Annotated in this window: 22 protein-coding genes, 1 tRNA gene and 1 pseudogene; 13 read left to right on the top strand and 11 right to left on the bottom strand. The window is 69.2% G+C overall.

The window, feature by feature from the left end; translation table 11 throughout:
* Positions 1-1,632, bottom strand: a pseudogene (locus AS96_RS12280) (hypothetical protein); the annotation flags it as partial.
* Positions 1,629-3,461, bottom strand: coding sequence for an HSP90 family protein (locus AS96_RS12275; RefSeq protein ID WP_036290183.1), 1,833 nt, complete (start codon positions 3,459-3,461; stop codon positions 1,629-1,631). The gene AS96_RS12275 and the pseudogene AS96_RS12280, both read right to left, overlap by 4 nt.
* A 99-nt stretch (positions 3,462-3,560) precedes the next feature.
* On the opposite strand from AS96_RS12275, the gene AS96_RS12270 reads away from it, so the two are divergent.
* The 6 genes from AS96_RS12270 to rplA all read left to right on the top strand — a co-directional run bounded on the left by AS96_RS12270 (position 3,561) and on the right by rplA (position 6,890).
* Positions 3,561-3,995 carry a pyridoxamine 5'-phosphate oxidase family protein gene (locus AS96_RS12270; RefSeq protein WP_036290181.1) on the top strand — a complete coding sequence of 145 codons (435 nt, stop codon included), beginning with the start codon at positions 3,561-3,563 and terminating at the stop codon, positions 3,993-3,995.
* A 131-nt stretch (positions 3,996-4,126) separates the two neighbouring features.
* Positions 4,127-4,199 (top strand) — tRNA-Trp (locus AS96_RS12265).
* Between the two features lie 96 nt (positions 4,200-4,295).
* Complete coding sequence (gene secE, locus AS96_RS12260; RefSeq protein ID WP_197017305.1) at positions 4,296-4,559, top strand: preprotein translocase subunit SecE; 264 nt, start codon at positions 4,296-4,298, stop codon at positions 4,557-4,559.
* A 53-nt stretch (positions 4,560-4,612) separates the two neighbouring features.
* Positions 4,613-5,611, top strand: coding sequence for a transcription termination/antitermination protein NusG (gene nusG, locus AS96_RS12255; RefSeq protein WP_036290180.1), 999 nt, complete (start codon positions 4,613-4,615; stop codon positions 5,609-5,611).
* 144 nt (positions 5,612-5,755) lie between these two features.
* On the top strand, positions 5,756-6,187 hold the full coding sequence (gene rplK, locus AS96_RS12250) for a 50S ribosomal protein L11 (protein WP_005050009.1): 432 nt from the start codon (positions 5,756-5,758) through the stop codon (positions 6,185-6,187).
* Between the two features lie 13 nt (positions 6,188-6,200).
* On the top strand, positions 6,201-6,890 hold the full coding sequence (gene rplA / locus AS96_RS12245) for a 50S ribosomal protein L1 (RefSeq protein ID WP_005050012.1): 690 nt from the start codon (positions 6,201-6,203) through the stop codon (positions 6,888-6,890).
* A gap of 62 nt (positions 6,891-6,952) precedes the next feature.
* Here rplA and AS96_RS12240 read toward each other — a convergent pair whose 3' ends face one another.
* Together AS96_RS12240 and AS96_RS12235 are read right to left on the bottom strand one after the other, a co-directional pair.
* Positions 6,953-7,228, bottom strand: a complete 276-nt coding sequence (locus AS96_RS12240) for an acylphosphatase (RefSeq protein ID WP_036290179.1) — start codon at positions 7,226-7,228, stop codon at positions 6,953-6,955.
* A gap of 56 nt (positions 7,229-7,284) precedes the next feature.
* Positions 7,285-7,941 (bottom strand): LysE/ArgO family amino acid transporter, encoded by a 657-nt coding sequence (locus AS96_RS12235; protein WP_036290178.1) that lies wholly within the window; start codon positions 7,939-7,941, stop codon positions 7,285-7,287.
* Positions 7,942-7,968: 27 nt separating this feature from the next.
* Between AS96_RS12235 and AS96_RS12230 the strand changes: the two genes are divergently transcribed.
* Positions 7,969-8,889 carry a LysR family transcriptional regulator ArgP gene (locus tag AS96_RS12230; protein WP_036290177.1) on the top strand — a complete coding sequence of 307 codons (921 nt, stop codon included), beginning with the start codon at positions 7,969-7,971 and terminating at the stop codon, positions 8,887-8,889.
* Here the strand turns inward: AS96_RS12230 and AS96_RS12225 are convergent.
* The 4 genes from AS96_RS12225 to AS96_RS12210 form a co-directional block, all read right to left on the bottom strand.
* Positions 8,876-9,928 (bottom strand): NADP-dependent oxidoreductase, encoded by a 1,053-nt coding sequence (locus AS96_RS12225; RefSeq protein WP_016464382.1) that lies wholly within the window; start codon positions 9,926-9,928, stop codon positions 8,876-8,878. The two genes, AS96_RS12230 and AS96_RS12225, sit on opposite strands and share 14 nt — an antisense overlap.
* 168 nt (positions 9,929-10,096) lie before the next feature.
* On the bottom strand, positions 10,097-10,561 hold the full coding sequence (locus tag AS96_RS12220; RefSeq protein ID WP_036290176.1) for a MarR family winged helix-turn-helix transcriptional regulator: 465 nt from the start codon (positions 10,559-10,561) through the stop codon (positions 10,097-10,099).
* Complete coding sequence (locus AS96_RS12215; RefSeq protein WP_051498870.1) at positions 10,554-12,260, bottom strand: MDR family MFS transporter; 1,707 nt, start codon at positions 12,258-12,260, stop codon at positions 10,554-10,556. Before AS96_RS12215 ends, AS96_RS12220 begins: the two co-directional genes overlap by 8 nt.
* Before the next feature lie 145 nt (positions 12,261-12,405).
* The gene (locus AS96_RS12210) at positions 12,406-13,098 is read right to left on the bottom strand and encodes a YqaJ viral recombinase family protein (RefSeq protein WP_036290175.1); all 693 of its coding nucleotides are present in this window, start codon (positions 13,096-13,098) and stop codon (positions 12,406-12,408) included.
* A 318-nt stretch (positions 13,099-13,416) separates the two neighbouring features.
* Here AS96_RS12210 and rplJ point away from each other — a divergent pair, with 318 nt between their 5' ends.
* Together rplJ and rplL are read left to right on the top strand one after the other, a co-directional pair.
* Positions 13,417-13,905, top strand: coding sequence for a 50S ribosomal protein L10 (gene rplJ, locus AS96_RS12205; protein ID WP_005051470.1), 489 nt, complete (start codon positions 13,417-13,419; stop codon positions 13,903-13,905).
* Positions 13,906-13,954: 49 nt separating this feature from the next.
* Positions 13,955-14,338, top strand: a complete 384-nt coding sequence (gene rplL, locus AS96_RS12200; RefSeq protein WP_036290173.1) for a 50S ribosomal protein L7/L12 — start codon at positions 13,955-13,957, stop codon at positions 14,336-14,338.
* A gap of 69 nt (positions 14,339-14,407) precedes the next feature.
* Here rplL and AS96_RS12195 read toward each other — a convergent pair whose 3' ends face one another.
* Positions 14,408-15,427 (bottom strand): LacI family DNA-binding transcriptional regulator, encoded by a 1,020-nt coding sequence (locus AS96_RS12195; protein WP_016464384.1) that lies wholly within the window; start codon positions 15,425-15,427, stop codon positions 14,408-14,410.
* Between the two features lie 226 nt (positions 15,428-15,653).
* Here AS96_RS12195 and AS96_RS12190 point away from each other — a divergent pair, with 226 nt between their 5' ends.
* The 4 genes from AS96_RS12190 to AS96_RS12175 all read left to right on the top strand — a co-directional run bounded on the left by AS96_RS12190 (position 15,654) and on the right by AS96_RS12175 (position 22,369).
* Positions 15,654-16,988: an ABC transporter substrate-binding protein gene (locus AS96_RS12190; protein ID WP_036290171.1), complete on the top strand. Its 1,335-nt coding sequence runs from the start codon at positions 15,654-15,656 to the stop codon at positions 16,986-16,988.
* A gap of 117 nt (positions 16,989-17,105) precedes the next feature.
* Positions 17,106-18,452 (top strand): carbohydrate ABC transporter permease, encoded by a 1,347-nt coding sequence (locus tag AS96_RS12185; RefSeq protein WP_036290169.1) that lies wholly within the window; start codon positions 17,106-17,108, stop codon positions 18,450-18,452.
* On the top strand, positions 18,449-19,426 hold the full coding sequence (locus AS96_RS12180; protein WP_036290167.1) for a carbohydrate ABC transporter permease: 978 nt from the start codon (positions 18,449-18,451) through the stop codon (positions 19,424-19,426). Before AS96_RS12185 ends, AS96_RS12180 begins: the two co-directional genes overlap by 4 nt.
* 75 nt (positions 19,427-19,501) lie before the next feature.
* Positions 19,502-22,369, top strand: a complete 2,868-nt coding sequence (locus AS96_RS12175; protein ID WP_036290165.1) for an HAD-IC family P-type ATPase — start codon at positions 19,502-19,504, stop codon at positions 22,367-22,369.
* 214 nt (positions 22,370-22,583) lie between these two features.
* Here AS96_RS12175 and AS96_RS12170 read toward each other — a convergent pair whose 3' ends face one another.
* Together AS96_RS12170 and AS96_RS12165 are read right to left on the bottom strand one after the other, a co-directional pair.
* Positions 22,584-23,258 carry a DUF305 domain-containing protein gene (locus tag AS96_RS12170; protein WP_036290164.1) on the bottom strand — a complete coding sequence of 225 codons (675 nt, stop codon included), beginning with the start codon at positions 23,256-23,258 and terminating at the stop codon, positions 22,584-22,586.
* Entirely contained in the window at positions 23,255-23,965 is a 711-nt protein-coding gene (locus AS96_RS12165) for a DUF3105 domain-containing protein (protein WP_036290162.1), read from the bottom strand. Before AS96_RS12165 ends, AS96_RS12170 begins: the two co-directional genes overlap by 4 nt.
* Positions 23,966-24,003: the final 38 nt, after the last annotated feature.

Raw genomic sequence — 24,003 nt, 5'->3', positions numbered from 1 at the left:
GTCGCCGGCTCCGGCGAACAGGGCGGCCGCGGCGCGGGCGGGTTCCACGGCGTCGGCGTGGGCGCCCGCCCACATCCGGCCGATCGCGAGCGTCGACAGCAGATCGGCGCGCTCGAGGGGATGACCGTCACCGAGCGCGTCGAGCTCGTGCTGCACCCGCGGCAGCGACTCGACGAGGTCGACGCCGAAGAGCACGAGACCGAGGCGTTCCTCGAGCCCGGCCTGCACGTCGCGGCCCTCCTCGCGGAGCACCGCGAGCCGGCTCGGCAGCGCCGCCGCCGCCTCATCCGTACGGCCGTAGGAGCACAGGGCCGACAGCAGGTGCGAGCTCAATGCGACGCGGTCCTCGCCGACGGCATCCGCAAGCGCCGCACGGATCGCGTCGATCGCTGCCCTCGATCCGGCTCCGCTCAGCACGAGGGCGTGCTGCACGCGCTCCTCGGGCGTCCGCGGGGACGGCACCGGGGAGGCGGCGAGCGCGGAGAACTCGTGCGAGTGGATCGGCACGTCATAGCGCTCGCTCGCGGCGTCCCGCAGGCGGGTGAGGGCGAGCCGGTGCGCGTCGGTGCCGTTGCGCACGTCGAACGCCGCGGCGATCGTGTCGGCGAGTGCCCACGCGCGGCTGGCGAGCGCGGATGCCGTCCACGCTCCCTCGTGGGAGCCGAACAGCGTGACGAGCTCTTCGGCATCGGATCCGCGCACCGGCGTGTCGGGGTGGCCGGCGGCGGCCACCGCGTCCAGACCCACCGCGAACGATGCGAGAGCGGTCTCGTGCGCGGCGGCATCCAGCCCGTCGTGGACGAGCCAGGGCAGGTGCTTCTCCACCAGCGCCAGGGCGCGGGCCTCGTTGCCCGTCACCGCGCAGAAGACGACGTTGTCGGCGATGATCGCGAGGTTGGCCGGGTTGTCCTTGGCGAGCCGGTAGCTGCGCAGATGCGCGGCGCGCGCCTGGTCGAGCATGCCGGCGCGCAGGGAGGGCAGAAGAGTGCGGGCGAGGGCGTGCTCGGGCTCCTCGCCGCACGAGAACCCGCCGTCGATCATCTCCTGCACCAGGCGGATGGCGTCCTCCTCGCGTCCCGTCTCGGCGAAGAAGCCGGCGAACTGACTGCGCACGCAGGCGTCGCAGTGGCTGTAGTCGTCGCGCGGCGTCGCCTCCAGCGTGCGCTGCAGTGCGGTCGCCTCCTCGACGCGTCCTGCCGACCAGGCATCTTCGAAGCGCGCCATCAGCACGCCCGACTCGCCGACACCCGCGCGGCGATAGTGCTCCTGCATGTCGTCGAGCACAGCGGCGATCTGGGCGGGAGCGAACTCGGGGGAGTTGGACAGCGCGCCCGCCATCCACTTGTACTGCCAGAGCAGATCACCGGCGGGCTCCAGCACCGCGGGAAAGCGCTCGGGGTCGGCGTCGTGGTGAGCCAGGCACCACGCGAACGAGGTCAGCATGAGGTCGGTGTCGCCCGACATGTTCGCGCTCGAGGTCTGCCGCAGCCGCGCTTCGTACTCGAGGCGCTCGTCTCCGCTTTCCTGCGCCAGCGACACGGCCTCGGCCACCAGAGCCCGCTCCTCGGGGCCCCAGGGTGCGCGGTCGATGTCGTCGAAGAGGGCGCGGATGCGGGTGGCGTAGCTCGTCATGGTTCTCCTTGTTCATCGTCTGTCTCGGCACGCAGGGCGTGGCCGAGCAGCTCCGACAGCGATGTGGTCATGAGTGCGCGGTCCGCCGCGCCGAGGGGGTGGTGTCCGGCCAGCAGCGACTGCACGTAGAGCAGTCGCACGCTCAGGGCGAAGACCCGGTCGCCCGCGTCGGCGGGCGTTGCGGCCAGCCGCCGCACGAGGTCGTTGTTCCAGTTCAGGCACAGCCGCGACGCGGGGGCCGCCCCGCGGTCCCCGGCTCCGGCGACCGCGGCGGCACGGTCGAGCACACCTCCCCACAGGGCCCCGCCGGCGCTGCGGGCGCGCCCGCGGTCGAGCGCGCGCAGCACCGCCGGGTCCGAGACGAACAACACCGGCAGCTCGGTGCGCTCGAACACGCGCACGATGACCTCGACATCGGCCAGTGCTGTCGCGGCGCGCCGCTCGAGGGCGACCGCCGCGTCGCGATCGTCCAGTGGGGGAAGATCGAGCCGGTCGATCTCGTCGACGACGTCGACACGCTCGACGGTGACCTCGGGGAACAGAGCCGGCAGCAGACGCACGAGATCGGCGTCGTACACATAGCCGCCGTCCACGAGCACACCGCTCGTGTCGGCGACGCTCGCGACCTGGCGGAACTCGTCGACCGTCTCGGTGTAGCGCACGTGCGGATAGCGCCGCACGAGCTCCTCGATGCGCAGACGCCCCTGGGTGGTCTCCACCGACAGCCATCGCACGATGAAGCGGGCGAGCTCGTCGTCGTGGCGCACGAGCGACTTCAGCGCCACCTCGTGGATCGCCACGAACTGCGCCAGGCGCACCGGGTCGTGCAGCGCGAGCTCGAGGATCCACCGGCGGACGCCGTCGCCGAGCTCTCGCCGCGTCTGCTCGAGGGCATCGTCATCGACGAGCGACTCCCGACTGGCGGTGGGGTGCAGCCCCTCCGAATCGATCACGGCACGGGCGAAGAACGCCCAGTCGGGCAGGATGTCGTCGGCCCGCTCGGTCAGAAGCATCCGGTGCAGGTACACCCGCGTGCTCTGCCGCGCCGACGGGGGCGGGGCGTAGGGCAGGACGTAGGCGACCCCGCGGGTCTGGGTGGCGGGCACCGTCAGTGCGATCGCGTCGAGCGGCTCCGCGCCGATGAGGTCGCGGCCGTAGGCGAGACGCGCGTCGCGGTCATCCGCGAGGAACGGCGGCTCGGTGGTGATCGTCATCTCGCCGCCGGCGGGCAGGTCCACGACGATCGTCACCGGCAGATAGGCGGCGAACGTCTCGGCGAGCTCGCGCACCGTCGCCGTCTCGACCAGCGTCCGTGTCTCGGCGCGCGGGGTCAGGTGCACGCTCGTGCCGACGGGGATGTCCTGCGTGCACGGTCCGACGCGGAACGTTCCGTCGGAGTGGCCCACCCACTCCACGGCTTCGCCGGTGACCGCGCTGCGGGAGCGGATGACGATGCTGTCGCAGACCATGAAGCACGACAGCATCCCGATGCCGAACTGCCCCAGGTAGCCTCCGCGTGGCAGGTCGAAGATGTCGCGTTTGGAGCTGCGTCCGACGGTGGCGAGCAGGGCGGCGACCTCGGCGGCGGTCAGGCCCACGCCGTCGTCACGCAGGACGAACTCGTCGGATGCCGCGCTGACCGGTGTGATCCGCACACGACCGCCCCCGCCGTCGACGCCGCGGCGGGCGCTGATCGCGTCGACCGCGTTCTGCAGCAGCTCGCGCAGGTACACCCGGGGGCCGGAGTAGATGTGCCGGCTGAGCAGGTCGATGACTCCGCGCAGGTCGACCTGGAACTGATGTGCGGCGGCGTTCTCGTTCAGCGTCATACCTCGGTGTGGAGCGTCGGGGGATCCGTCCAGGCTATTCGAGAATTTGCCCGGCGCGAGGGGCTGGCGCTGTGCGCACGAGCGGAGCAGGATGTGCCCATGGACACCTCGGATGCGGTCAGCTTCCTCGATGACCGGCAGTGCTGGCAGCGCCTCGCGGAACAGGAACTCGGTCGCCTCGTGACGCACGTCGGCGCCGTGCTGGACATCTTCCCCGTGAACTACATCGTCGACGGTGACAGTGTGCTCTTCCGTACCGCGGAGGGCAGCAAGCTGACCGAGCTGACGATCAACGACGATGTCCTGTTCGAAGTCGACGAGTACAGCGACACCGATGCCTGGAGCGTCGTGATCCGCGGGCACGCGCAGCGGCTCACGAGCGCAGACGAGGTGCGCGCCGCCGACGAGCTGGGACTTCGGCCCTGGATCCCCACGGTGAAGTACAACTACGTCCGGGTGCGCGCGGCATCCGTGTCGGGCCGAGACTTCCGCAGGGGACCCGAACCCGACCGCTACGGAGTGCAGCAGTACTGACGGTTCGCGCGTCCAGATGGCATGACGTACACTGGACAGTGCAGTTGAAGTCTGCATTCTTTCGCCGTGCCCGCGCTCCGCGTGACGTTCGGGCGGAGATGTGGTCTTCACCCCGGGATCTCATGATCTCTAGGGCGGTAGCTCAATTGGCAGAGCAGCGGTCTCCAAAACCGCAGGTTGCAGGTTCGATTCCTGTCCGCCCTGCGCGTCAGCGATCAGCTGACACCGCAGGTCGCGCCGGTTCACGCCGGTGTGGAAAGCAAGTCCGAGCACGTCCGAGCACGTCACATGGGTGGGTACATGGTCCAGGAAGAGGCGCACGGCGAGGTCGTCGCAGCAGGCGGCACGCCCCGTGAGAAGAAGCTGAACTTCTTCCAGCGGATCGCGCTCTTCATCCGCCAGGTCTTCGGCGAACTCCGTAAGGTGGTCACGCCGACCCGCCAGGAGCTGCTGAAGTTCACCGGTGTCGTTCTCGGCTTCGTCATCGTGATGATGGCCGTCGTGTACAGCCTCGACTTGCTCTTCACCTGGGTGGTGCAGGTCGTCTTCGGCGTGCCGAGCTGATCCAGCCGACGCCCGAGCTGTCACCGCACGACCCCCGAGGGAAGAGGACATACGTGTCTGAGAAGTACACCGACGACGTCGACTGGGCCACTGCCGCCGAGCAGTCCAGCGAGGACGACGAGGCGCAGGAAGGCAACATCCTCGCCGCCGAGGAGCTGTCCTCGGAGCCTGCAGAGCACCTCGCCGTGCACGTCGTCGACGATGAAGACGACGCCGAGGGCGAAGACGAAGACATCGACATCGACGACCCGGAGGCAGACGCCATCGTGAACGACGCACTCGAGATCGACGAGGCCGCCGAGGCCGAGGCTGCCGCAGAGGTGCTCACCGACGCGCTCGCCGAGGAGGAGGCCGAGGCCGCCGCCCACGCCGCCGAGGAGATCGCGCCGTACGACGGTCCCGACGTGAACGGCGAGCCCGACCCGGCTCCGGAAGACCCCTACGAGGCCTTCCGCGCCGAACTGCGTTCGCTGCCCGGCAAGTGGTACGTGATCCACTCCTACGCGGGCTTCGAGCGCAAGGTGAAGGCGAATATCGAGCAGCGCAAGAACTCGCTCGAGGTCGAAGAGGACATCTATCAGGTCGAGGTCCCGATGGAGGACGTCGTCGAGATCAAGAACGGCCAGCGCAAGATGGTCAACCGGGTGCGCATCCCGGGCTACGTCCTCGTGCGGATGGAGCTGAACGAAGACACCTGGTCGGTCGTGCGTCACACGCCCGGCGTCACCGGCTTCGTCGGCAACGCGCACAACCCGACGCCGCTGCGGTTCGAAGAAGCCTTCAACATGCTGAAGTCGCTCGTGCAGGTCACCGAGACGGCCCCCGTCAAGGGCGCCGCCGGCAAGGGGGCGTCGGCTCCCGCGCGCAGCGTCATCACCGAGGTCGACTTCGAGATCGGCGAGACCATCACGATCAAGGAAGGCTCGTTCGCGGGCCTGCCCGGATCGATCAGCGAGATCAAGCCCGAGAGCGGCAAGCTCACCGTGCTCGTCTCCCTCTTCGAGCGTGAGACGCCGGTCGAGCTGTCGTTCGACCAGGTCACCAAGCAGTGATCCATACCGGATGCCGCGGCATCCGGTAGAATCATCAGGTTGCGCGCGCGTCGCGCGACATCCCCACCACCTTTCGGGTCCGCCGATCGTGTGGAAGCGCGCCCCGAGGCTCCGGCCGACGTGCGCTCGACAGAAGGAAAGAGAATGGCACCGAAGAAGAAGGTGACCGGCCTGATCAAGCTTCAGATCAACGCCGGTGCCGCCAACCCGGCGCCGCCGATCGGCCCCGCGCTCGGTCAGCATGGCGTCAACATCATGGAGTTCTGCAAGGCGTACAACGCCGCGACGGAGTCGCAGCGCGGCAACGTCATCCCCGTGGAGATCACCGTCTACGAGGACCGCAGCTTCACGTTCATCCTGAAGACCCCGCCCGCCGCGGAGCTCATCAAGAAGGCCGCCGGCGTGCAGAAGGGCTCCAAGACCCCGCACACCGTCAAGGTCGCGAAGCTCACCAAGGACCAGGTCCGTCAGATCGCCGAGACGAAGATGCCCGACCTGAACGCGAACGACATCGAGGCCGCCTCGCTGATCATCGCCGGCACCGCCCGCTCCATGGGCATCACGGTCGAGGACTGAGGGGGAACGCACAATGGCTAAGTCCAAGGTTTACGAAGCAGCCGCGGCGAAGATCGACCGCGACAAGTTCTACACGTCCACCGAGGCCGTGAAGCTCGCGAAGGAGACGGGGTCGAAGAAGTTCGACTCGACCGTCGAGGTCGCCCTCAAGCTCGCGGTCGACCCGCGCAAGGCGGACCAGATGGTCCGTGGCACGGTCATCCTCCCGCACGGCACGGGCAAGACCGCCCGCGTCATCGTGTTCGCGACGGGCCCGGCCGCCGAGGCCGCCATCGCCGCGGGCGCGGACGAGGTCGGCGGCGCCGAGCTCATCGAGAAGGTCGCCGGCGGCTGGACCGCGTTCGACGCGGCCGTCTCCACGCCCGAGCTCATGGGCCAGGTCGGTCGACTCGGTAAGGTCCTCGGTCCCCGCGGCCTGATGCCGAACCCCAAGACCGGCACCGTGACCCCCAACCCGGCCAAGGCCGTGGAGGAGATCAAGGGCGGCAAGATCGAGTTCCGCGTCGACAAGCACGCCAACGTGCACTTCGTCGTCGGCAAGGCCTCGTTCACGGCCGAGCAGCTGGAGGAGAACTTCACCGCGGCGGTCGAGGAGATCGTGCGTCTGAAGCCCTCGAGCTCGAAGGGCCGCTACATCCAGAAGGGCGCCGTGTCGACCACCTTCGGTCCCGGCATCCCGCTGGACGTCAACTCCCTCGTCTGATCCTCGGATCGACGTCACGATGGGGCTCCACCTTCGGGTGGGGCCCCATCGTCGTCGTGCGATCACCCGTCGCGGCGGATCTCGAAGACGCTCGAGCCCTCCTCGGCTCTCTCCGTGACGCGCAGCTGATCGACCCACCCGCCGCGCGGTCCCGTTCGCGCCCACGCCACGACGGCGGCGACCGCCTCGGGCGGGCCCTCGATCTCGGCCTCGACGGTGCCGTCGGCGCGGTTGCGCACCCATCCCGTCGCGCCCGCCCGGGTCGCCACCGCCTGCAGAGTGAAGCGGAAGCCGACGCCCTGCACGCCGCCCGAGGCGATCAGATGAACCCGTGTCATCGGTCCATTCTGCCCGTGCCCCGGCGCACGGCCGGTTCGCGCGACTGCAGCCGCTGTCAATGGGGCAGGACGAGGCTGACCGCCAGCGCCAGCATGACGACGGCGATCGCGCCGTCCAGCACCCGCCAGGCGCGCGGTGTCGACAGGCGTCGGCCCAGGTGGCGCGCGCCGAAGCCGAGCGCGCTGAACCAGGCGACCGAGGCCGTGACGGCGCCGGCGGCGAAGGCCCACCGCATCGACCCGTGGGTGTTGGCGACCGTGCCGAGGAGGAACACCGTATCGAGATAGACGTGCGGGTTGAGCCAGGTGAGGGCCAGACAGGTCAGCACGACCGCCGCGCGGCGGGAGACCTCGGATGGCGGGCTCTCGCCCGTCAGGCCGGTCGGTGATCCGCGCAGAGCTCGACGCGCTGCCAGGAGGGCGTAGCCCGCGAGGAAGAACGCACCGGCCCAGCGAACGACGTCGATGAGGCCCGGCAGCGTCTGCAGGAGCGCACCGCCGCCGGAGACGCCCAGCACGATCAGCAGCGCATCGGAGAGCGTACAGACGACCACCACCGCGGTGACGTGCTGGCGACGGATCCCCTGGCGCAGCACGAACAGGTTCTGCGCGCCGATGGCGACGATCAGGGACAGTCCGAGGCCGAGGCCGGCCAGCGCAGAGGGAAGCACGCACGCGAGCGTAGACCGGCACACGGCGAAAGCCCAGTTCATGATTCTGAAGCGCCATAAGCTGAGCTGATGATTCGGATTCCGGCCGAGCTCGCCCACACGCTCGTCACGGTGCTCGACGAGGGCACTCTGGACGGCGCCGCGCGTCGCCTGCACGTGACCCCGTCTGCGATCAGCCAGCGCATCAAAGCGCTGGAGGAGATCCTCGGACGCGTCCTGCTCGTGCGCACCAAGCCGGTGCAAGCGACCGAGGCCGCGCACCCCGTCGTGCGGTACGCGCGTCAGCTCGCGCTGCTGGAAGCCGATGCGGCGCGGGCGCTGGGCGACGACGCCGAGCCGGTTCGGATGCCGCTCGCCGTCAACGCCGACTCGCTTTCCACGTGGTTCCTGCCACCGCTGGCCCGGCTCGCCGAGCGGCATCCGGTCGTCTTCGACCTGCACCGCGACGATCAGGACTTCACCGCGGCGCTCCTCGAGTCCGGGACGGTGACGGGCGCGGTGACCTCGCGTGCGCACCCCGTCGCCGGATGCCGCGTCGTTCCCCTCGGCGAGCTGGTCTACGAGGCCGTCGCCACTCCCGCCTTCCGCGATCGGTGGCTCGACACGGCGGCATCCGATGCTGCCGCGCGCCTGCGTGACGCGCCGCTCATCGACTTCGATCGACGCGATGACCTGCAGACGAGGTGGCTGCGCGCACGCGGCATCGATCCGGCGGCGCCACCGCGGCACCGCGTGCCGGCCTCGCACGACTTCGCCACGGCGGTGCAGCTGGGTCTCGGATGGGCGCTGCTGCCGCGGCTGCAGTCGCAGCAGGCGCTGGATGACGGCACGCTCGTCGCGCTGGAGGGCGAGCCGGTTCGCGTGCCGCTGTACTGGCAGCAGTGGAATCTGCGCTCCGAGATGTTGGATGCCGTGGCGGAGGAGCTCGTCGCGGAGGGTCGTCGGGTTCTCGCCCCGGCGGATCCCTCCGGTCGGATCAGCAATCGCTGACCGAGAGCACGATCTTCCCGCGCGTGTGGCCGCGTTCGATCTCGCGATGCGCAGCCTCGGCCTCACCGAGATCGAAGACGCGGTCAACGAAGACGCGGATCGCTCCCGAGTCGAGCAGACGGGCCAGGGTCGCGAGCACGCTGCCGTCGGGCACGACCTTGTACGAGGTGGCCCGCACCCCGGCCGCCTCCGCGGCATCCGCGTAGTCCGGCCACGCGCCGGTGGGCACGATGACGTACAGCCCTCCGGGGCGCAGGACGGACAGTGATCGTGTGCCGGTATCGTCGTGGACGTTGCCGACGAGGTCGATCACGACATCCACCGTGCCGACGACGTCCTCGAAACGTGTGGTGGCGTAGTCGACGACGACCGAGGCGCCGAGCTCGCGCAGCCAGGGCAGGTTTGCGGCCGATCCGGTCGCAATCACCTGCGCTCCGAAGTACGACGCGAGCTGCACAGCGAAGTGGCCCACTCCGCCTCCACCGGCGTGGATGAGTACCCGTTGGCCCTCGTGGGCGTGCGCGGTCTCGACGACCAGTCCCCAGGCCGTCAGCGCCGCCAGCGGAACGGCGGCCGCCTCGACGTGCGAGAGCGCGGTGGGCTTGCGCGCGACGGCCAGAGTGGGAACGACGGCGTAGTCGGCGTAGGAGCCGGGGGAGCGGGGGAAGGCCGTCATCCCGAACACCTCCGTTCCGGGAGGCAGCGGGTGCGACTCGTACGGGGCCGAGACGACGACACCACTGAAGTCGAAGCCGAGACTGCGGGGATGCTCGGTGAGGGCGCCGTACACGCCGGCGCCGGAGCGCGTCTTGGCGTCGATCGGATTGACGCCGGCGGCGACGACCCGCACCAGCAGTTCGCTCAGCACCGGTGTCGGCACCGGCACGGTGACCTCCCGGAGCACGTCGGCGGCGCCGGGCTCGTCGAAGACGATCGCGCGCATGTGCGCGGGAGTCTCGGGAACGGCGGCCTGTCTGGCGGCATCCTTCGCGGATGCCGGTCGCAGCGGCCGGAATCTGGTGAGACGGTGAGAGACCATCTGGTCGCTCCTTCCCGTGCGTGTCGGCGTTGGCTGCACGTGCTGCCGCGGCGGCGCGGTGCCCCCGTGAAGACAGTCAACCCCGGGGATGTCTCGACCGTGTTACGCGGGTGCTACCAGGCGACTAATCTCCTCGGCTCATCTCCTCGGCGCCGAGCGGCATCGCCGTCAGCGCCGGGTCACGCTGTCGCCGAGCGCCCGCAGCAGCCGGGTGAGGGCGTTGATGTCGTCCAGCGGCCAGTCCACGATCGCGTCGAGCAGCAGTCCCTGCTGGGGCGCGCGGGCCGCCTCGAGACGGGCAAGACCTTCCGGCGTCGGGGCGAGGAGGCTCGAGCGGCCATCGGCCGGGTCGGGGGAACGGGAGATGAGGCCGAGCGACTCGAGTTCGCGGATGGTCCGGCTCAGCTGGCCCTTGTCCATCATCAGCAGATCGGACAGCGACGACAGCGTCACGCCGTCGCGGCGCGCGATCGTCGTGAACACCTTGTAGGCGCCGGGGAGAAGGCCGGGGCTCACCCGGTTCGCGATCTCGCTGATCACCCGCTGGAAGCGGGTGATCAGCTCACCGAACTCGGACTCCAGTTCCCGCACCGCGGCGGTGCGGGAACCGGAGTCTTCGGCCGTCTCAGCCATCGTTTCGGGATCCGGCAGGCACGGTGCGCACGGCGCCGGTGGCGGTGAGCGTCTCCATCGCCTCCGGCACCGAGACCGTCGCGAGGTCGGCCTCGCTGGCCTGCATGCGCTCGACCGTCGTCATCGTCGTGAGCGGCTTGTTGGGCAGGAACACGATCGCGACGAGCGAGACCACCGCGAAGGGCACCGCGATCAGGAAGGAGTGCGAGATGCCGTTGGCGTAGATGTCCTCGAACACGACTCGAAGCGTATCGGGCATGGCCGACACCTTCGGCAGCGAGCCTGTCTGCAGCTGCTGCGCCCAGTACTGCGCCTGGTCGCCGAGCCCCATGATCGCGGCGGTGATGTCCTCCTTGCGCTGGGCGACGAGATCGACCACACGCGCCGCGAGAGCGGCGCCCATCACCGAGACGCCGATCGTGCCGCCGAGGCTGCGGAAGAAGGTGACGCCGGAGCTCGCCACGCCGATCTCCTCGGGACGGGTGGTGTTCTGCACGACGAGAACGAGGTTCTGCATCGTCATGCCGACGCCGGCGCCGAGCAGGAACATGTACACCGAGACGATCGCGAAGTTCGTGTCGTAGTGGATCGTCGACAGCAGGTACGAGCCGGCGATCAGCAGCACCGCGCCGACGATGAGGTAGGGCTTCCACCTGCCGTAGCGGGTGACGAGGGTTCCCACGCCGACGGAGGCGACCAGCAGGCCGGCGATCATCGGGATGGTCATGAGGCCCGCCTCGGTGGGCGTCGCGCCGCGGGCCAGCTGCATGTACTGGCTGAGGAAGACCGATGCGCCGAACATCGCGATGCCGGTGGCGATCGAGGCGATGACCGACAGGGTGAAGGTGTGGTTGCGGAACAGCGTCAGCGGGACGAGCGGCTCGCGCGAGCGCAGTTCGACGATCACGAACAGCAGGGCCGCGAGGATCGCTCCGCCGACCATCAGCACGGTGGTCAGGCTCCACCAGTCGTTGTTGCCGAGATCCCACCAGTCGCCGGTCGTGGTCGTGCCGGCGTTGGTCACCCAGATCAGCAGCAGCGAGACGGCCGCCGACAGCAGCACGATCCCGAGGTAGTCGATGGTCGTCTTCTTACGGCGTCGTGCGGGCACGTGCAGAGTCGCCTGCACCAGGACCAGCGCCACGACGGCGACGGGAAGCGACACGAAGAAGTTCCAGCGCCAGCCCCACGCGTCGGTGATGACACCGCCCAGCAGCGGGCCGCCGATCGTCGCGAGCGCCATGACCGCGCCGAACAGGCCCATGTACCGACCGCGCTCGCGGGGGCTGATGATGTCGGCCATGAGCACCTGGCTGAGGGCCGCGAGGCCGCCGGCGCCGATTCCCTGCACGGCGCGGAAGGCGATCAGCATCTCCGGCGACTGCGAGAAGCCGGCCGCGGCCGTCGCGAGGACGAAGATCACGATCGCGAGCTGGTAGAGCACCTTGCGATTCGTCAGGTCGGCGAGCTTGCCCCAGACGGGGGTGGAGATCGCGGTCGTGAGCAGGGTCGCGGTGACGACCCACGTGAAGGCGGCCTGGTTGCCGTCGAGGTCGTGGATGATGACGGGCAGGGAGCTGGAGACGACCGTGGAGGCGAGCATGGACACGAACATGCCCAGCAGCAGCCCCGACAGGGCTTCGAGGACCTGCCGATGGTTCATGCGCGGCGCGGTGCCGGCGGCGAGCGTTTCTGACATAGAGGGATTTCCTAAAGGTGCTGCGTTGCGGAGGTGACGCCGAGAGCGGCGAAGTGGTTGACGTTAGTCAACGGTTGAGCTTGGTCAACTATATGGTCAACGTTGACCTACGTCAACTATTCCCAGGTGGGGGATGTCGCCCGGATCAGTCGCTCAGAGCCAGAGCGCGGTACGGCTCGCGCGGGCGGGATGCGACGGCATCCACCGCCGTCTCCACGCCCGTCCGGCGCCGCGTCGTGCGGCGGTAGAGCTCGTCGATCAGCTCGGTCGCCAAGCGCACGAGGCTGCCGATCTCGCGCTCGTCGCGATCGACCCAGGCGCACCGGGGCTCGTCGCCGACGGGCACGAATCCGTCGTGCTCCTCCCAGACGACGAGGGTGCGCTCCGCGCCCAGCACGTGCTGCTGCCACCAGACCTGTCGAAGGTACGTGCGCGGGATCGACTTCCACGTCTTGTTGGTGGTCTTGATCTCAGCGAGGATCACACGCCCGTCCGCGTCGACGGTGATGCCGTCGGGGGTGGCGAGATGGCGCTTCTCCACGACGGCGTGGAAGAGCGCGGACGACGGGTGGATGCCGTGGGTCGCCGCGACCCACGCCGCGATTTCGGGCTCGCGGCGGCGCCCGTGGTCGGTGAAGGCGTTGCCGGAGAAGCCGCGGCCTGCTCCGAGCTTGGCATCGGCAGCGCGGGCGATGGCGGCGGGGCTCGTCAGCTGTGCGACGTCCGTGGCGGTGATGCCGCGAGATCGCGCCCGCATCCATCCCACGCGATCGCGGGAGTCGGCGACGATCCGCTCTGCCAGCTCCGGCGCGACGCGCGCGAGAGCTTCCGGAGTCATGTCATCGAGGCTAACCCGCGCCGTCGACGTGGACGGACGCGACACCCGAGCCGCCGCCGATTTGGCGAGTCCGGTGGGCTCACGTATGCTGGATGGAGCCAAAGACCGCTGGTCTCGTCGTCCGCTTCGGTGGATGCCGACGAAGCTCTGCATCGCAGGGGCCCGCGCAGGTGTCACAGACAGTCTCCGGGAAACCGATTCTCAGCTCCGTGCGCTTGCGCCGGGGCTTTTTCGCGTTGCGGGCGTCGCTCGCGAGAGCCGCGATCACGGCTGATGCTCCGCCACCGCGGAGTGTCACGTTCACATCAAGGAGTGACCATGGCGCAGAAGGATGCATCGGTCGCCGAGCTCACGAAGAACTTCGAGGACTCGACTGCCGTACTGCTGACCGAGTACCGCGGTCTGACGGTCGCCCAGCTCAAGCAGCTGCGCAACAGCATCCGTCAGGACGCGAGCTACGCCGTGGTGAAGAACACGCTGACCAAGATCGCCGCGAACAACGCGGGGATCACGGCGCTGGACGAGGACCTCAAGGGTCCCTCGGCCGTCGCGTTCGTGCACGGTGACTTCGTCGCCACCGCCAAGGCTCTGCGTGACTTCGCCAAGGCCAACCCGCTTCTGGTGATCAAGGGCGGCATCTTCGAGGGCAACGCCCTGAGTGCCGACGAGATCAACAAGTACGCCTCCCTGGAGAGCCGTGAGGTTCTGCTGGCGAAGGCGGCGGGCATGATGAAGGCGACGATGGGCAAGGCTGCGGCCACCATCGACGCGCTTCGCGAAAAGCTGGAGACCGCCGAGGCCGCGTAAGCGACCGGCGAGCTCTTTCCCCACACCCCACCTATCTAGGAGATACATCATGGCGAAGCTCACCACTGAGGAGCTGCTCGAGCAGTTTGCCGGCCTGACCCTCGTCGAGCTCAGCGAGTTCGTGAAGGCGTTCGAGGAGAAGTTCGACGTCACCGCTGCTGCCCCCGTCGCCGTTGCCGGCGCTGCGGGTGCCGCGGGTGGCGCGGAAGAGGTCGAGGAGAAGGACTCCTTCGACGTCATCCTCGAGGCCGCTGGCGACAAGAAGATCCAGGTCATCAAGACGGTCCGCGAGCTCACCTCGCTGGGCCTCGGCGAGGCCAAGGCCGTCGTCGACGGTGCCCCCAAGGCCGTGCTCGAGGGCGCGAACAAGGAGACCGCCGAGAAGGCGAAGGCTGCCCTCGAGGAAGCCGGCGCGACGGTGACCCTGAAGTAATCAGCTCTTCTCGAAGAACTGCAGCGAAGGCCCCCGGGATCTCCCGGGGGCCTTCCGCGTTCTCCGCGCTCAGGCGCCGTTCTCGGCCGGGACGATGCCTGCCGTGGAGGCGCGCACGACCAGCCGCGCCGGGATGCGCAGCTCGGTGCGCGCGCGCCCCGGCTCCGCGATCTCGGCGAGCAAGACACTCACCGCTGCGCGCCCCTGCTCCCGCGGCACCTGCTGCAGGGTGGTGAGCGAGAACATCTCGGCGAACTCGTGATCGTCGATGCCCGCGACGCTGAGCGCGGCCGGCACCTGGATGCCGAGACGGCGTGCGGCGATGATGGCGCCGATCGCCACTTCGTCGCACACCCCGACGATGGCGGTGGGGCGCCGGCGGGTATCGCTCAGCAGGTCGGCGGCGGCGGCGTAGCCGCCGGGCAGCGTCACCTCGGAGTGCGCGTGCCGGATGAAGCTCGCCAGCCCGGCCTCGGTCATGGCGTTCTGGTAGCCCGACAAGCGCTCCTGGTCGACGTGCGCCCAGTGGCTCTGGGGAGCGCCGCCGACGAACGCGATGTCGCGATGTCCGAGAGCGATCAGGTGCTCCGTCGCCCGCCGCGCCGCGTAGTCGTCGTCCACGGCGACGACGCTGGTCAGCTCGCTGGAGCCGACGACGCTGACGATGGGCCGATCGATGCGGGTCAGACGCTCCAGTTCGTGATCGACCGGTTCGAGTCCGACGGCGATGAGACCGTCGAACCTCTTGCGCGCGAGGAAGTCGTCGAAGATCCGGGCGCGGCCCTCGGTGCCCGGCTTGGCGTCGTAGAGGGTGAGATCGAGGCCGCGCTCCAGCAGCGCCTGCTGGATGCCTTCGAGCACCTCCGCGAAGAACCATCGGTTGACGTACGGCATGACGACGCCGATGTTCTGGGTGCGTCCCGTCGCCAGTCCCACCGCTCCCGCGGACGGCACGTATCCGAGTTCGGCTGCGGCCGCCCGCACGCGCGACTTCGTCGCCTCCGACACGTACCCGGCGCCGCTCAGAGCGCGGCTGGCGGTCGCTTTCGATACGCCTGCGTGGGCGGCGACTTCGGCGATGCCGGCCATCGGTGCTCCTCCTCGAGCCATGTTCGCTGACTTCTCACGGCTCAGTATGGAACCGGTTGCTCTCATCTTCGTGTCGCGGGATGCCGCGCGGTAGTGGTTGTTATCGGGTTGTGACAATCGTCGGGTTGTGTCGTGGCAGCGGGTCCAATAGCTTGGCCTGGAATCGGTTCCGGAACGGAGCCGTGTGCATCAGGAATCATCCGAGCACTCAATGAGGAGGAATCACATGGGGATGTCACGGCGGCGCTGGATTGCGCCTCTGGCTGTCATGGGCGTGGCGGCGTTCGCACTCGCGGGCTGCGCCGAGGGCGGCAGTAGCGGCGGCAGCGCCAGCGGAACGGGGGCGGCCGGGGGGACGGTTCGCATCTCGGGCGGTATCACCGGCTCCGAGGCCGACGCCCTCCAGAAGGTCTTCGACGAATGGAGCAAGACGAGCGGGATCACCGTGCAGTACACCGGTGACAAGAGCTTCGAGGCGAACATCGTCACCAAGGTCACCGGTGGCGACGCGCCCGACATCGCGATCGTGCCGCAGCCGGGTCTGCTGAAGACCCTGGTCGGCACGGGCGACGTCAAGAAGGCGCCGCAGGCGGTGGAGGACAACGTCAACGCCAACTGGTCGCCGGACTGGAAGAAGTACGGCACGATCGACGGCACGTTCTACTCCGCGCCGATGCTCGCCAACATCAAGGGCTACGTCTGGTACTCCCCGGCGAAGTTCAAGGAATGGGGCGTCGAGGTTCCGAAGACGTGGGACGAGCTGCTCACGCTGACCAAGACGATCCAGGAGAAGACGGGGGCCGCGCCCTGGTGCGCCGGCTTCGAGTCGGGCGGCGCCTCCGGCTGGCCGGGCACCGACTGGATCGAGGACCTCGTCCTGCGCCAGTCCGGCCCCGACGTCTACGACCAGTGGGTCGACGGCTCGGTGAAGTTCACCGACAAGCCGATCGCCGACGCCTTCACCGCGGTGGGCGACATCCTGCTGAACCCGTCGTACGTCAACGCCGGCTTCGGTGATGTCAAGAGCATCAACAGCACGGCATTCGGTGACGTCGCGGCGAAGGTCGCCGACGGTTCGTGCCCGATGACCCACCAGGCGTCGTTCCTGACGGCCAACTTCCTGACGGTGAAGACGGCGTCGGGTCAGGCTCCCAAGGTCGCGCCCGACGGCGATGTCTACGCGTTCGTGCTCCCGGGCTACAAGGAGGGCGCGGCCACGATCGAGGTCGGCGGCGAGTTCGTCGCGGGCTTCTCGGACAGCGAGGCGACGCAGAAGGTGCTCGAGTTCATGTCGAGCGCCGACTTCGCCAACGCGCGAGTCAGCGAGGGCGGCGCCATCTCGGCCAACCTCAAGGCGGACCCGAGCAAGGCCTCGAGCAAGTTCCTGACCGAGGCGATGAAGCTGCTGCAGGACCCGAACACCACGGTCCGCTTCGACGCGTCGGACCTCATGCCCGCCACGGTCGGCTCCGGCTCGTTCTGGAAGGGCATGGTCGACTGGATCGACGGCAAGGACCAGGCCAAGGTCCTCAGCGACATCCAGGCCGGCTACAACAACTAGTCACACCTGCCGCGTGACACCGCGGGCGGGATGCCGTAGCCTCGGCATCCCGCCCGTGGCGCCCGCGCCCCGTCTCGCTCCCATTCCGCGTCCACCGAAGCACACGGAGGCTCATCGATGTCCGCACCCACCGCCGCGCCCGCGCGAGACAAGACCGACGGGCTGGCGCCTGATCCCGGTCCGCGCCGCGCCTTCTCACCCCGCGTCACCGCCGGTATCGCCACCGGTGCGCTCGTCATCCTGCTGGCTCTGGTGGTGCTGCTCCTGCTGAGCACTCCCGTGGAGGACCCGGCGAAGATCGTCATCCCCGGAGTCTCGCTCACCGCGTTCTTCCAGTGGCTCGGCGTGATGGGCCCGATCGTGCAGATCCCCATCATCCTCGTCGCCTTCGCCGCCGTGGTCGGTGTGCTGCTCCTGCTGATCGAGTACGCGCCCCGTCCCGGGCGGGTCTACTTCTGGATCCGCCTCGTCGCCTGCTTCGCGATCCCGGTCCTGGCCCTGCTGCTGCTGCGCCCGTACGCGAACGCCTTCATCTACGTGCTCGGCATCGCGCTCGTCTCCGGTGCCGCACTGTTCGTGCTCGACTACCGGGCACGCAAGGGCGCCGGCTATCTTTTCCAGCTCGTGCTCTTCGCCGCCCCGGCTGCGGTGCTGCTGCTGATCGGTCTCATCTACCCGTTCTTCGCGACGTTCGTGCAGTCGTTCTTCGACAAGACGGGTGCCGAGTTCGTGGGCTTCGACAACTACGTGTGGGTCTTCACGCAGCCCGAGGGCACCTGGTCGGTCATCAACACCGTCATCTGGGTGCTCATCTGCCCGACGATCGCCACCATCGTGGGTCTCGCCTACGCCGTGTTCATCGATCGCGCCGCGGGCGAGCGGTTCTTGAAAGTGCTGATCTTCATGCCCTTCGCGATCTCTTTCGTCGGCGCGGGCATCATCTGGAAGTTCATGTACGACTACCGTCAGGGCGACCAGCTGGGCCTGCTCAACGCCATCATCACGGCGTTCGGGGGCGACCCCGTCGCCTGGCTCAGCGTCACGCCGCTCGTGAACAGCCTGCTGCTGATGGTCGTCTTCATCTGGAGCCAGACAGGACTGGCGATGGTCATCCTCTCCGCCGCGATCAAGGCGGTTCCGCCGGAGCAGGTCGAGGCCGCGGAGCTGGACGGCGCGAACGCGTGGGAGCGGTTCAGGAACGTGACCGTCCCCGGCATCCGCTCGTCGATCGTCGTCGTGGTGACCACGGTCGCCATCGCGTCGCTGAAGATCTACGACATCGTCGCCGTCATGACCGGCGGTCGCGCGAACACGTCCGTGCTCGCCTTCGAGATGGTCAACCAGCAGCAGCGCTTCCAGAGCTACGGGCACGCGGCGGCGCTGGCCGTCGTGCTGTTCATCTTCGTGACGCCGCTGATCGTGTTCAACATCATCCAGATCCGCAAGCAGAGGGAGATCCGATGAGCACCGGAGTCGACATCATCGAGCCCGTCACCGACACCCGCTCGGCTCGACAGGTCTCCCGCGACACGCGCAAGCACGAGGCCATGGCGCGTAAGCGCCTGACCTCCAAGGGGGCGACGATCGCGGCGCTGGTCATCGCGATCTTCTGGACCATCCCGACCTTCGGCCTGTTCGTCACCTCGCTGCGCCCCGGCTCGGACGTGCAGAGCACCGGTTGGTGGACGGTGTTCACCGACCCGTCGTTCACGCTGGAGAACTTCCAGAAGGCGCTGACCTCGGGCGGCACCGCGCTGACTCTGGGCCAGTCGTTCCTCAACTCGCTCGCGATCACGATCCCGGTCGTGTTCTTCGCGCTGGCGGTGGCCTCGCTGCTCGCCTACGCCTTCGCCTGGATCGACTTCAAGGGGCGCAACCTCGCGTTCATCGCGGTGTTCGCCCTGCAGATCGTGCCGCTGCAGATGGCGCTGGTGCCCCTGCTGAGCCTGTTCTCCCGAGGGATGACGATCGGCGACGTCACCGTCTTCCCGGCGCTGGATCTGCGCGGACTCGAGCACAGCTTCGCGACGGTGTGGATCGCGCACACGATCTTCGCGCTGCCTCTGGCGGTGTTCCTGCTGCACAACTTCATCGCGGAGATCCCCAGCGAGGTGATCGAGGCGGCGCGGGTGGACGGGGCCGGCCACGGACAGATCTTCTTCCGGATGATCCTGCCGTTGGCGGCGCCGGCGCTCGCGTCGTTCGCCGTCCTGGAATTCATCTGGGTGTGGAATGACCTGCTGGTGGCGACGATCTTCGCTCCCTCGTCATCGCTGCCGATCACCCAGTCGCTCAACTCGCTGTCCGGGACGTGGGGCGATCAGTGGTTCCTGCAGGCCGCGGGCACGTTCATCTCGATCATCGTGCCGCTGGTCGTGTTCTTCGCCCTGCAGCGCTTCTTCGTGCGGGGGCTTCTGGCGGGGGCGACGAAGGGCTGATTTTCGGCGGGGCCCTTCGGGAGCGGCGCGGAATTCGTGGGGACGCGAGCCGCGCCGCTCCTTTAGTGTGAAGCCATGAACAGCCCCGGCGCCACGGCGCCCGCACCGATCGAGGAGGTCGATCCCGCAGTCGGACTGCGCGCCGCGGAGGTCGATGTCCGGACGGCCGACGGTCGGTCCAACGCCTACCGCGCCGAGACCAGTCGCAGTGCGCTGAGCATCATCCGCGCCAACGTGTTCACGCTGTTCAACGGCATCGTCTTCGCGTGCTTCGGCATCCTGTTCGCCCTCGGACGCTGGCAGGACGCCCTCTTCGGTTTCGCCGCCGTCGCCAACGCGGTCATCGGTTCGGTGCAGGAGTTCCGGGCCAAAGCCGCCCTCGACAAGCTCGCGCTGCTGAACGCCGCGCAGGCGCGTGTGCGACGCGACGCCGTGGAGCAGGACGTCGCGCAGTCGGCCGTCGTGCTCGCCGACATCCTCGTGCTGCGCGCCGGCGACCAGGTGCCGGCCGATGCGCGCATCGTGCGCTCGCGGGGCCTGCAGATCGATGAGTCCATGCTGACGGGCGAGTCGGATGCCGTCGACAAGCACCCCGGCGACGAGGCGCTGTCGGGGTCGATCGTCGTCGGCGGGGAGGGTGATGCGCAGGTCGTCCGCGTGGGCGCCGACGCCTACGCGAATGCGTTCGCCGACGAGGCGAAGCGCTTCTCTCTCGTGGGCTCGGAGCTGCGCGATTCGATCAACCGCGTGCTGACCTGGGTCGGCTGGGCGATCGGGCCGATCGGTCTGCTCGTGCTCAACGCCCAGATGCAGGTCGCCGGCGGATGGCGGGCCGCGTGGGAGAGCGGCAGCTGGGTGCAGGCGGTCGTCAACACGATCGCGTCGCTGACGGCGATGATCCCGCTCGGGCTGGTGCTGATGACCTCGATCACCTTCGCGGTGGGAGCGGCACGCCTGGCCGCGCGTCAGGTGCTCGTCAACGAGCTGCCCGCGGTGGAGGGTCTCGCCCGGGTCGACGTGATCTGCCTCGACAAGACCGGCACCCTGACCGAGGGCGAGATCGCCTACGACGACGCCCACCTGCTCGACGAGGTCGCCGGCTGGCGGCGGACGCTCGGCTGGTACGGCAGCGCTCCGGACGCGAACGCGACGGCACGCACGCTCCGGGAGCCGTTCGCCGCCGAGGCGGCGCAGCGCCCGCGTGTCGCTCGGGAGAGCATCGGGTTCGCGTCCGCGCGCAAGTGGAGCGCCGTGGCGTTCGACGACGACGGCGATCCGGCGGGCACGTGGGTGCTCGGCGCGCCCGAGATGGTGTTCGGCGCCGCCGCGACCGACGCCGCCGACCCGCTCGGAGCGGCCGTGATCGAGCGCGCTTCGACCGGCCGCCGCACCCTCGTGCTCGCCTTCTCGCCGCGACCGCTGACGACGGCCGATGTCGAGGCGGAGAGCCTGCCCGACGAGCTCGTGGCCGTCGCGGTGCTGACCTTCCGCGAGAAGGTGCGCACCGACGCCGCGCAGACGCTCGAGTACTTCCGCGCGCAGGGAGTCGGCATCCGCATCATCTCCGGCGACAACCCGCGCACCGTGGCCGCCATCGCGCGCGAGGTGGGCGTGGATGCCGCGGAGGGCTACGACGCCCGCGCGCTCCCGGACGACGACGAGGCGCTCGCTGCGGTGCTGGAGGAGCACACCGTCTTCGGTCGCGTCACGCCGGATCAGAAGAAGCGCATGGTGCTCGCCCTCCAGTCCCGCGGGCACACGGTCGCGATGACGGGCGACGGCGTGAACGATGCGCTCGCGATCAAGACCGCCGACATCGGCATCGCGATGAACTCGGGCGCGGCGGCGACGAAGGCGGTCGCGCGGCTCGTGCTGCTCGACGGGCGGTTCTCGCACCTGCCCGACGTGGTCGCCGAGGGGCGGCAGGTCATCGCCAACATCGAGCGCGTCTCGATGCTGTTCCTCACCAAGACGACGTACGCGACGCTGCTGGCGATCCTGTTCGGCGTGCTCGTGCTGGAGTTCCCCTTCCTGCCCCGCCAGCTCTCGATCACCGACGGGCTGACCATCGGCATCCCCGCGTTCTTCCTCGCGCTCATGCCCAACGCGCAGCGTTACATTCCGGGGTTCCTGCGACGTTCGCTGAGCTTCGCCATTCCGACGGGCGTGGTCGTCGCGCTCACCCTCACCCTGTACACCCTCATCGTGCGCGGCGCCGGGACGCCGGTCGACGAGGTGCGCACGGGGGCGACGATCATCCTCGCCGTCGTGGGCATCTGGATCCTCGCGGTGCTCAGCCGCCCGCTCAACCGGTTCAAGGGAGCCATCGTGGGCGCGATGTTCATCGCCCTCGTCGTGATCTTCTCGGTGGCCCTGTCGCGCCAGTTCTTCCTGCTGGTCGATCCCGGCCAGACGACGGCGCTGGTCGTGACGGCCGGCTGCATCGGCGCCATCGTGCTGATCGAGATCGTGCGGGCCGTGCAGCGCCGCTACGTCGCCCGAGCGCTGCAGGATGCCGCGCCGCACGCCACCTCGCACACCCGGGAGGTGTCGCGACCGGTGCCGGTGACCATCGCCGTGGCGCTCGTCTACGTCGGCGGCCTGGCGAACGCCATGTTCGGAATCCTCTTCCTGCTCACCCGCTACGACGTTCCCGGATCACTGGTGATGAGCGTCTCGCTGATCGGTGCCGGCATCATCCTCTTCGGGCTGCTGTCGGTGGCCGCGGCCGCCGGGCTCGGACGCGGCAGCGGACTGTCGCGTCTGTTCATCAGCGTGCTCGCGGTCGCCCTCGTCGGCCTGCAGCTGTGGAGCCTCGTCGTCGACCACGACTGGGACGGCTGGTCCGTCGCCCAGGTCGTCGTCTACGCCGCGATCCTCGTGGCGGTGTGGGCACCGCCGGCGAATCGCTTCTTCCGCCCCGTGCTGCGGGCCGGGTCATGACGGCGCTCATCGTCACCGGCGGACCGGTGTTCGACGGGGAGCGGCGGGCGGCGTGATCGCGCCGTCGTTCGCCGACGCCCACGTGCACCTGGGGCTCGTCGCGCTCGAGGCGCTGGACTGCAGCCTCGACGATGCCGGGTCGGAGGCGGCCTGCGCCGTCGTGCCCGACCGACCGGTGCTCCTGCTGGACAGCGACCGACACGGCGGTTGGGCGTCAGATCGCGCAGCCGAGTCCGGCGCGCAGCGATTTCATCAGGTCGATCTCGGCGGACTGCGTCGCGATGACGCCCTGAGCGACCGCGAGCGCACGCGGCTCGTGTCCGAGCCGCAGCAATGCCTGTGCCATCGGCAGCGCGCCCTCGTGGTGTCGGATCATGAGGCCGAGGAACGTGCAGTCCGCCGCGGTGCCGGACTGTGCCCGCATCGCGGCGAGCTCGGCGGCGCTCGCCATGCCCATCTGCGTCATCAGCTCCGCGTCGGTCGGACGCGTCGCACCGCCGCCGTGTTGGTGAGAGGAGTCCGCGGCATCCATCCAGGACATCAGCGGGCCGCCGGTCTGGGGCAGGCCCCACTTCACGAGCCAGTCGTAGAACTCGCCCTTCTGCGCCGACTGCGTCGTCGCGATGTCGTAGGCCAGCACCCGCACGCCGTCGTTCTGCGTCGTGCGGTAGATGTCCATCGCCATCTCGACCGCCTGGCCGTGATGCAGCTGCATGTCGCGGGCGAACCCGGCCTCGGGGGAGTCGGACGTGGGCGCCGCCGCGCCCTCCGCGCCGAAGGTGGAGAAACGCCCGATCGCGAACGCGAGCGCCGCCACGGCGAGCGCGACCAGCAGCACCGCCCACCACGGGGGGAGGGTGCGTCCGGTCGCCGGCTCGGGTGCGGTCACGACTGCTTGCCCGGCCCGTCGATCGCGCCGCTGCAGGATGCCGTCGGCTCCGGGACGTTCTGGTTGCGCCAGTACTCCTCGAAGAAGGTCGGGATGCGGGGGTCGCTCGCACTGTCGAGCTTGAGCTGTGCGTTCCAGGCGCTCAGCACGATCGGGCTGGGCAGGCCGACGTACGGTGAGAGGATCACGTACGACGAGGGCAGCTGCGCCTTCAGGGCGTCGAGATCGGCGCCGCTGACGCGCGTCTGGTCGTAGGTGACCCACACGGCGCCGTGCTCGAGCGAGTGCACGGCGTTCTCGTTCTGCTGGGGCTGGTCGTAGATGCCGCAGTTCAGCCAGTACTGGTTGTGCGGGCCGCCCGCGGGGGGATTCTGCGGGTAGTCGACGGTGCCGGCGACGTGCTGGGTCGTGTTCGTGAACGTCTCGACACCGTCGATGGCGGCACCGGTGCCACCGGCCTGGTAGGTGACCGGCTTCGGCGCGAAGGCGATGGATGCCGCGACGACCGCGACGACGGCGACGGCAGCCGTGGCCCCGACGATCCACCACGTGAGACGGCTGCGCCGCCGGCGCGCGAGCTGACGCTGGTACTCGGCGAGCTTCTCCTGCTTCTGGAGCTCGCGTTGCTGCTTGACGGTCAGCTCGAGGTTCGCGCGCGTGGCGGGGTTGCCGCTCGTGCGCTTCTTGTCGGACGGAGTGGGGGTCATGGGTCCTCGGCTCGATTCGCGGTCGGGGTGATCAAGGC

Source organism: Microbacterium sp. MRS-1 (genome assembly GCF_000585455.1).
GTDB classification, from domain to species: domain Bacteria; phylum Actinomycetota; class Actinomycetes; order Actinomycetales; family Microbacteriaceae; genus Microbacterium; species Microbacterium laevaniformans.
The sequence above is the reverse complement of the archived record's forward strand: the minus strand, read 5'-3'. Positions and strand labels throughout refer to the sequence as shown.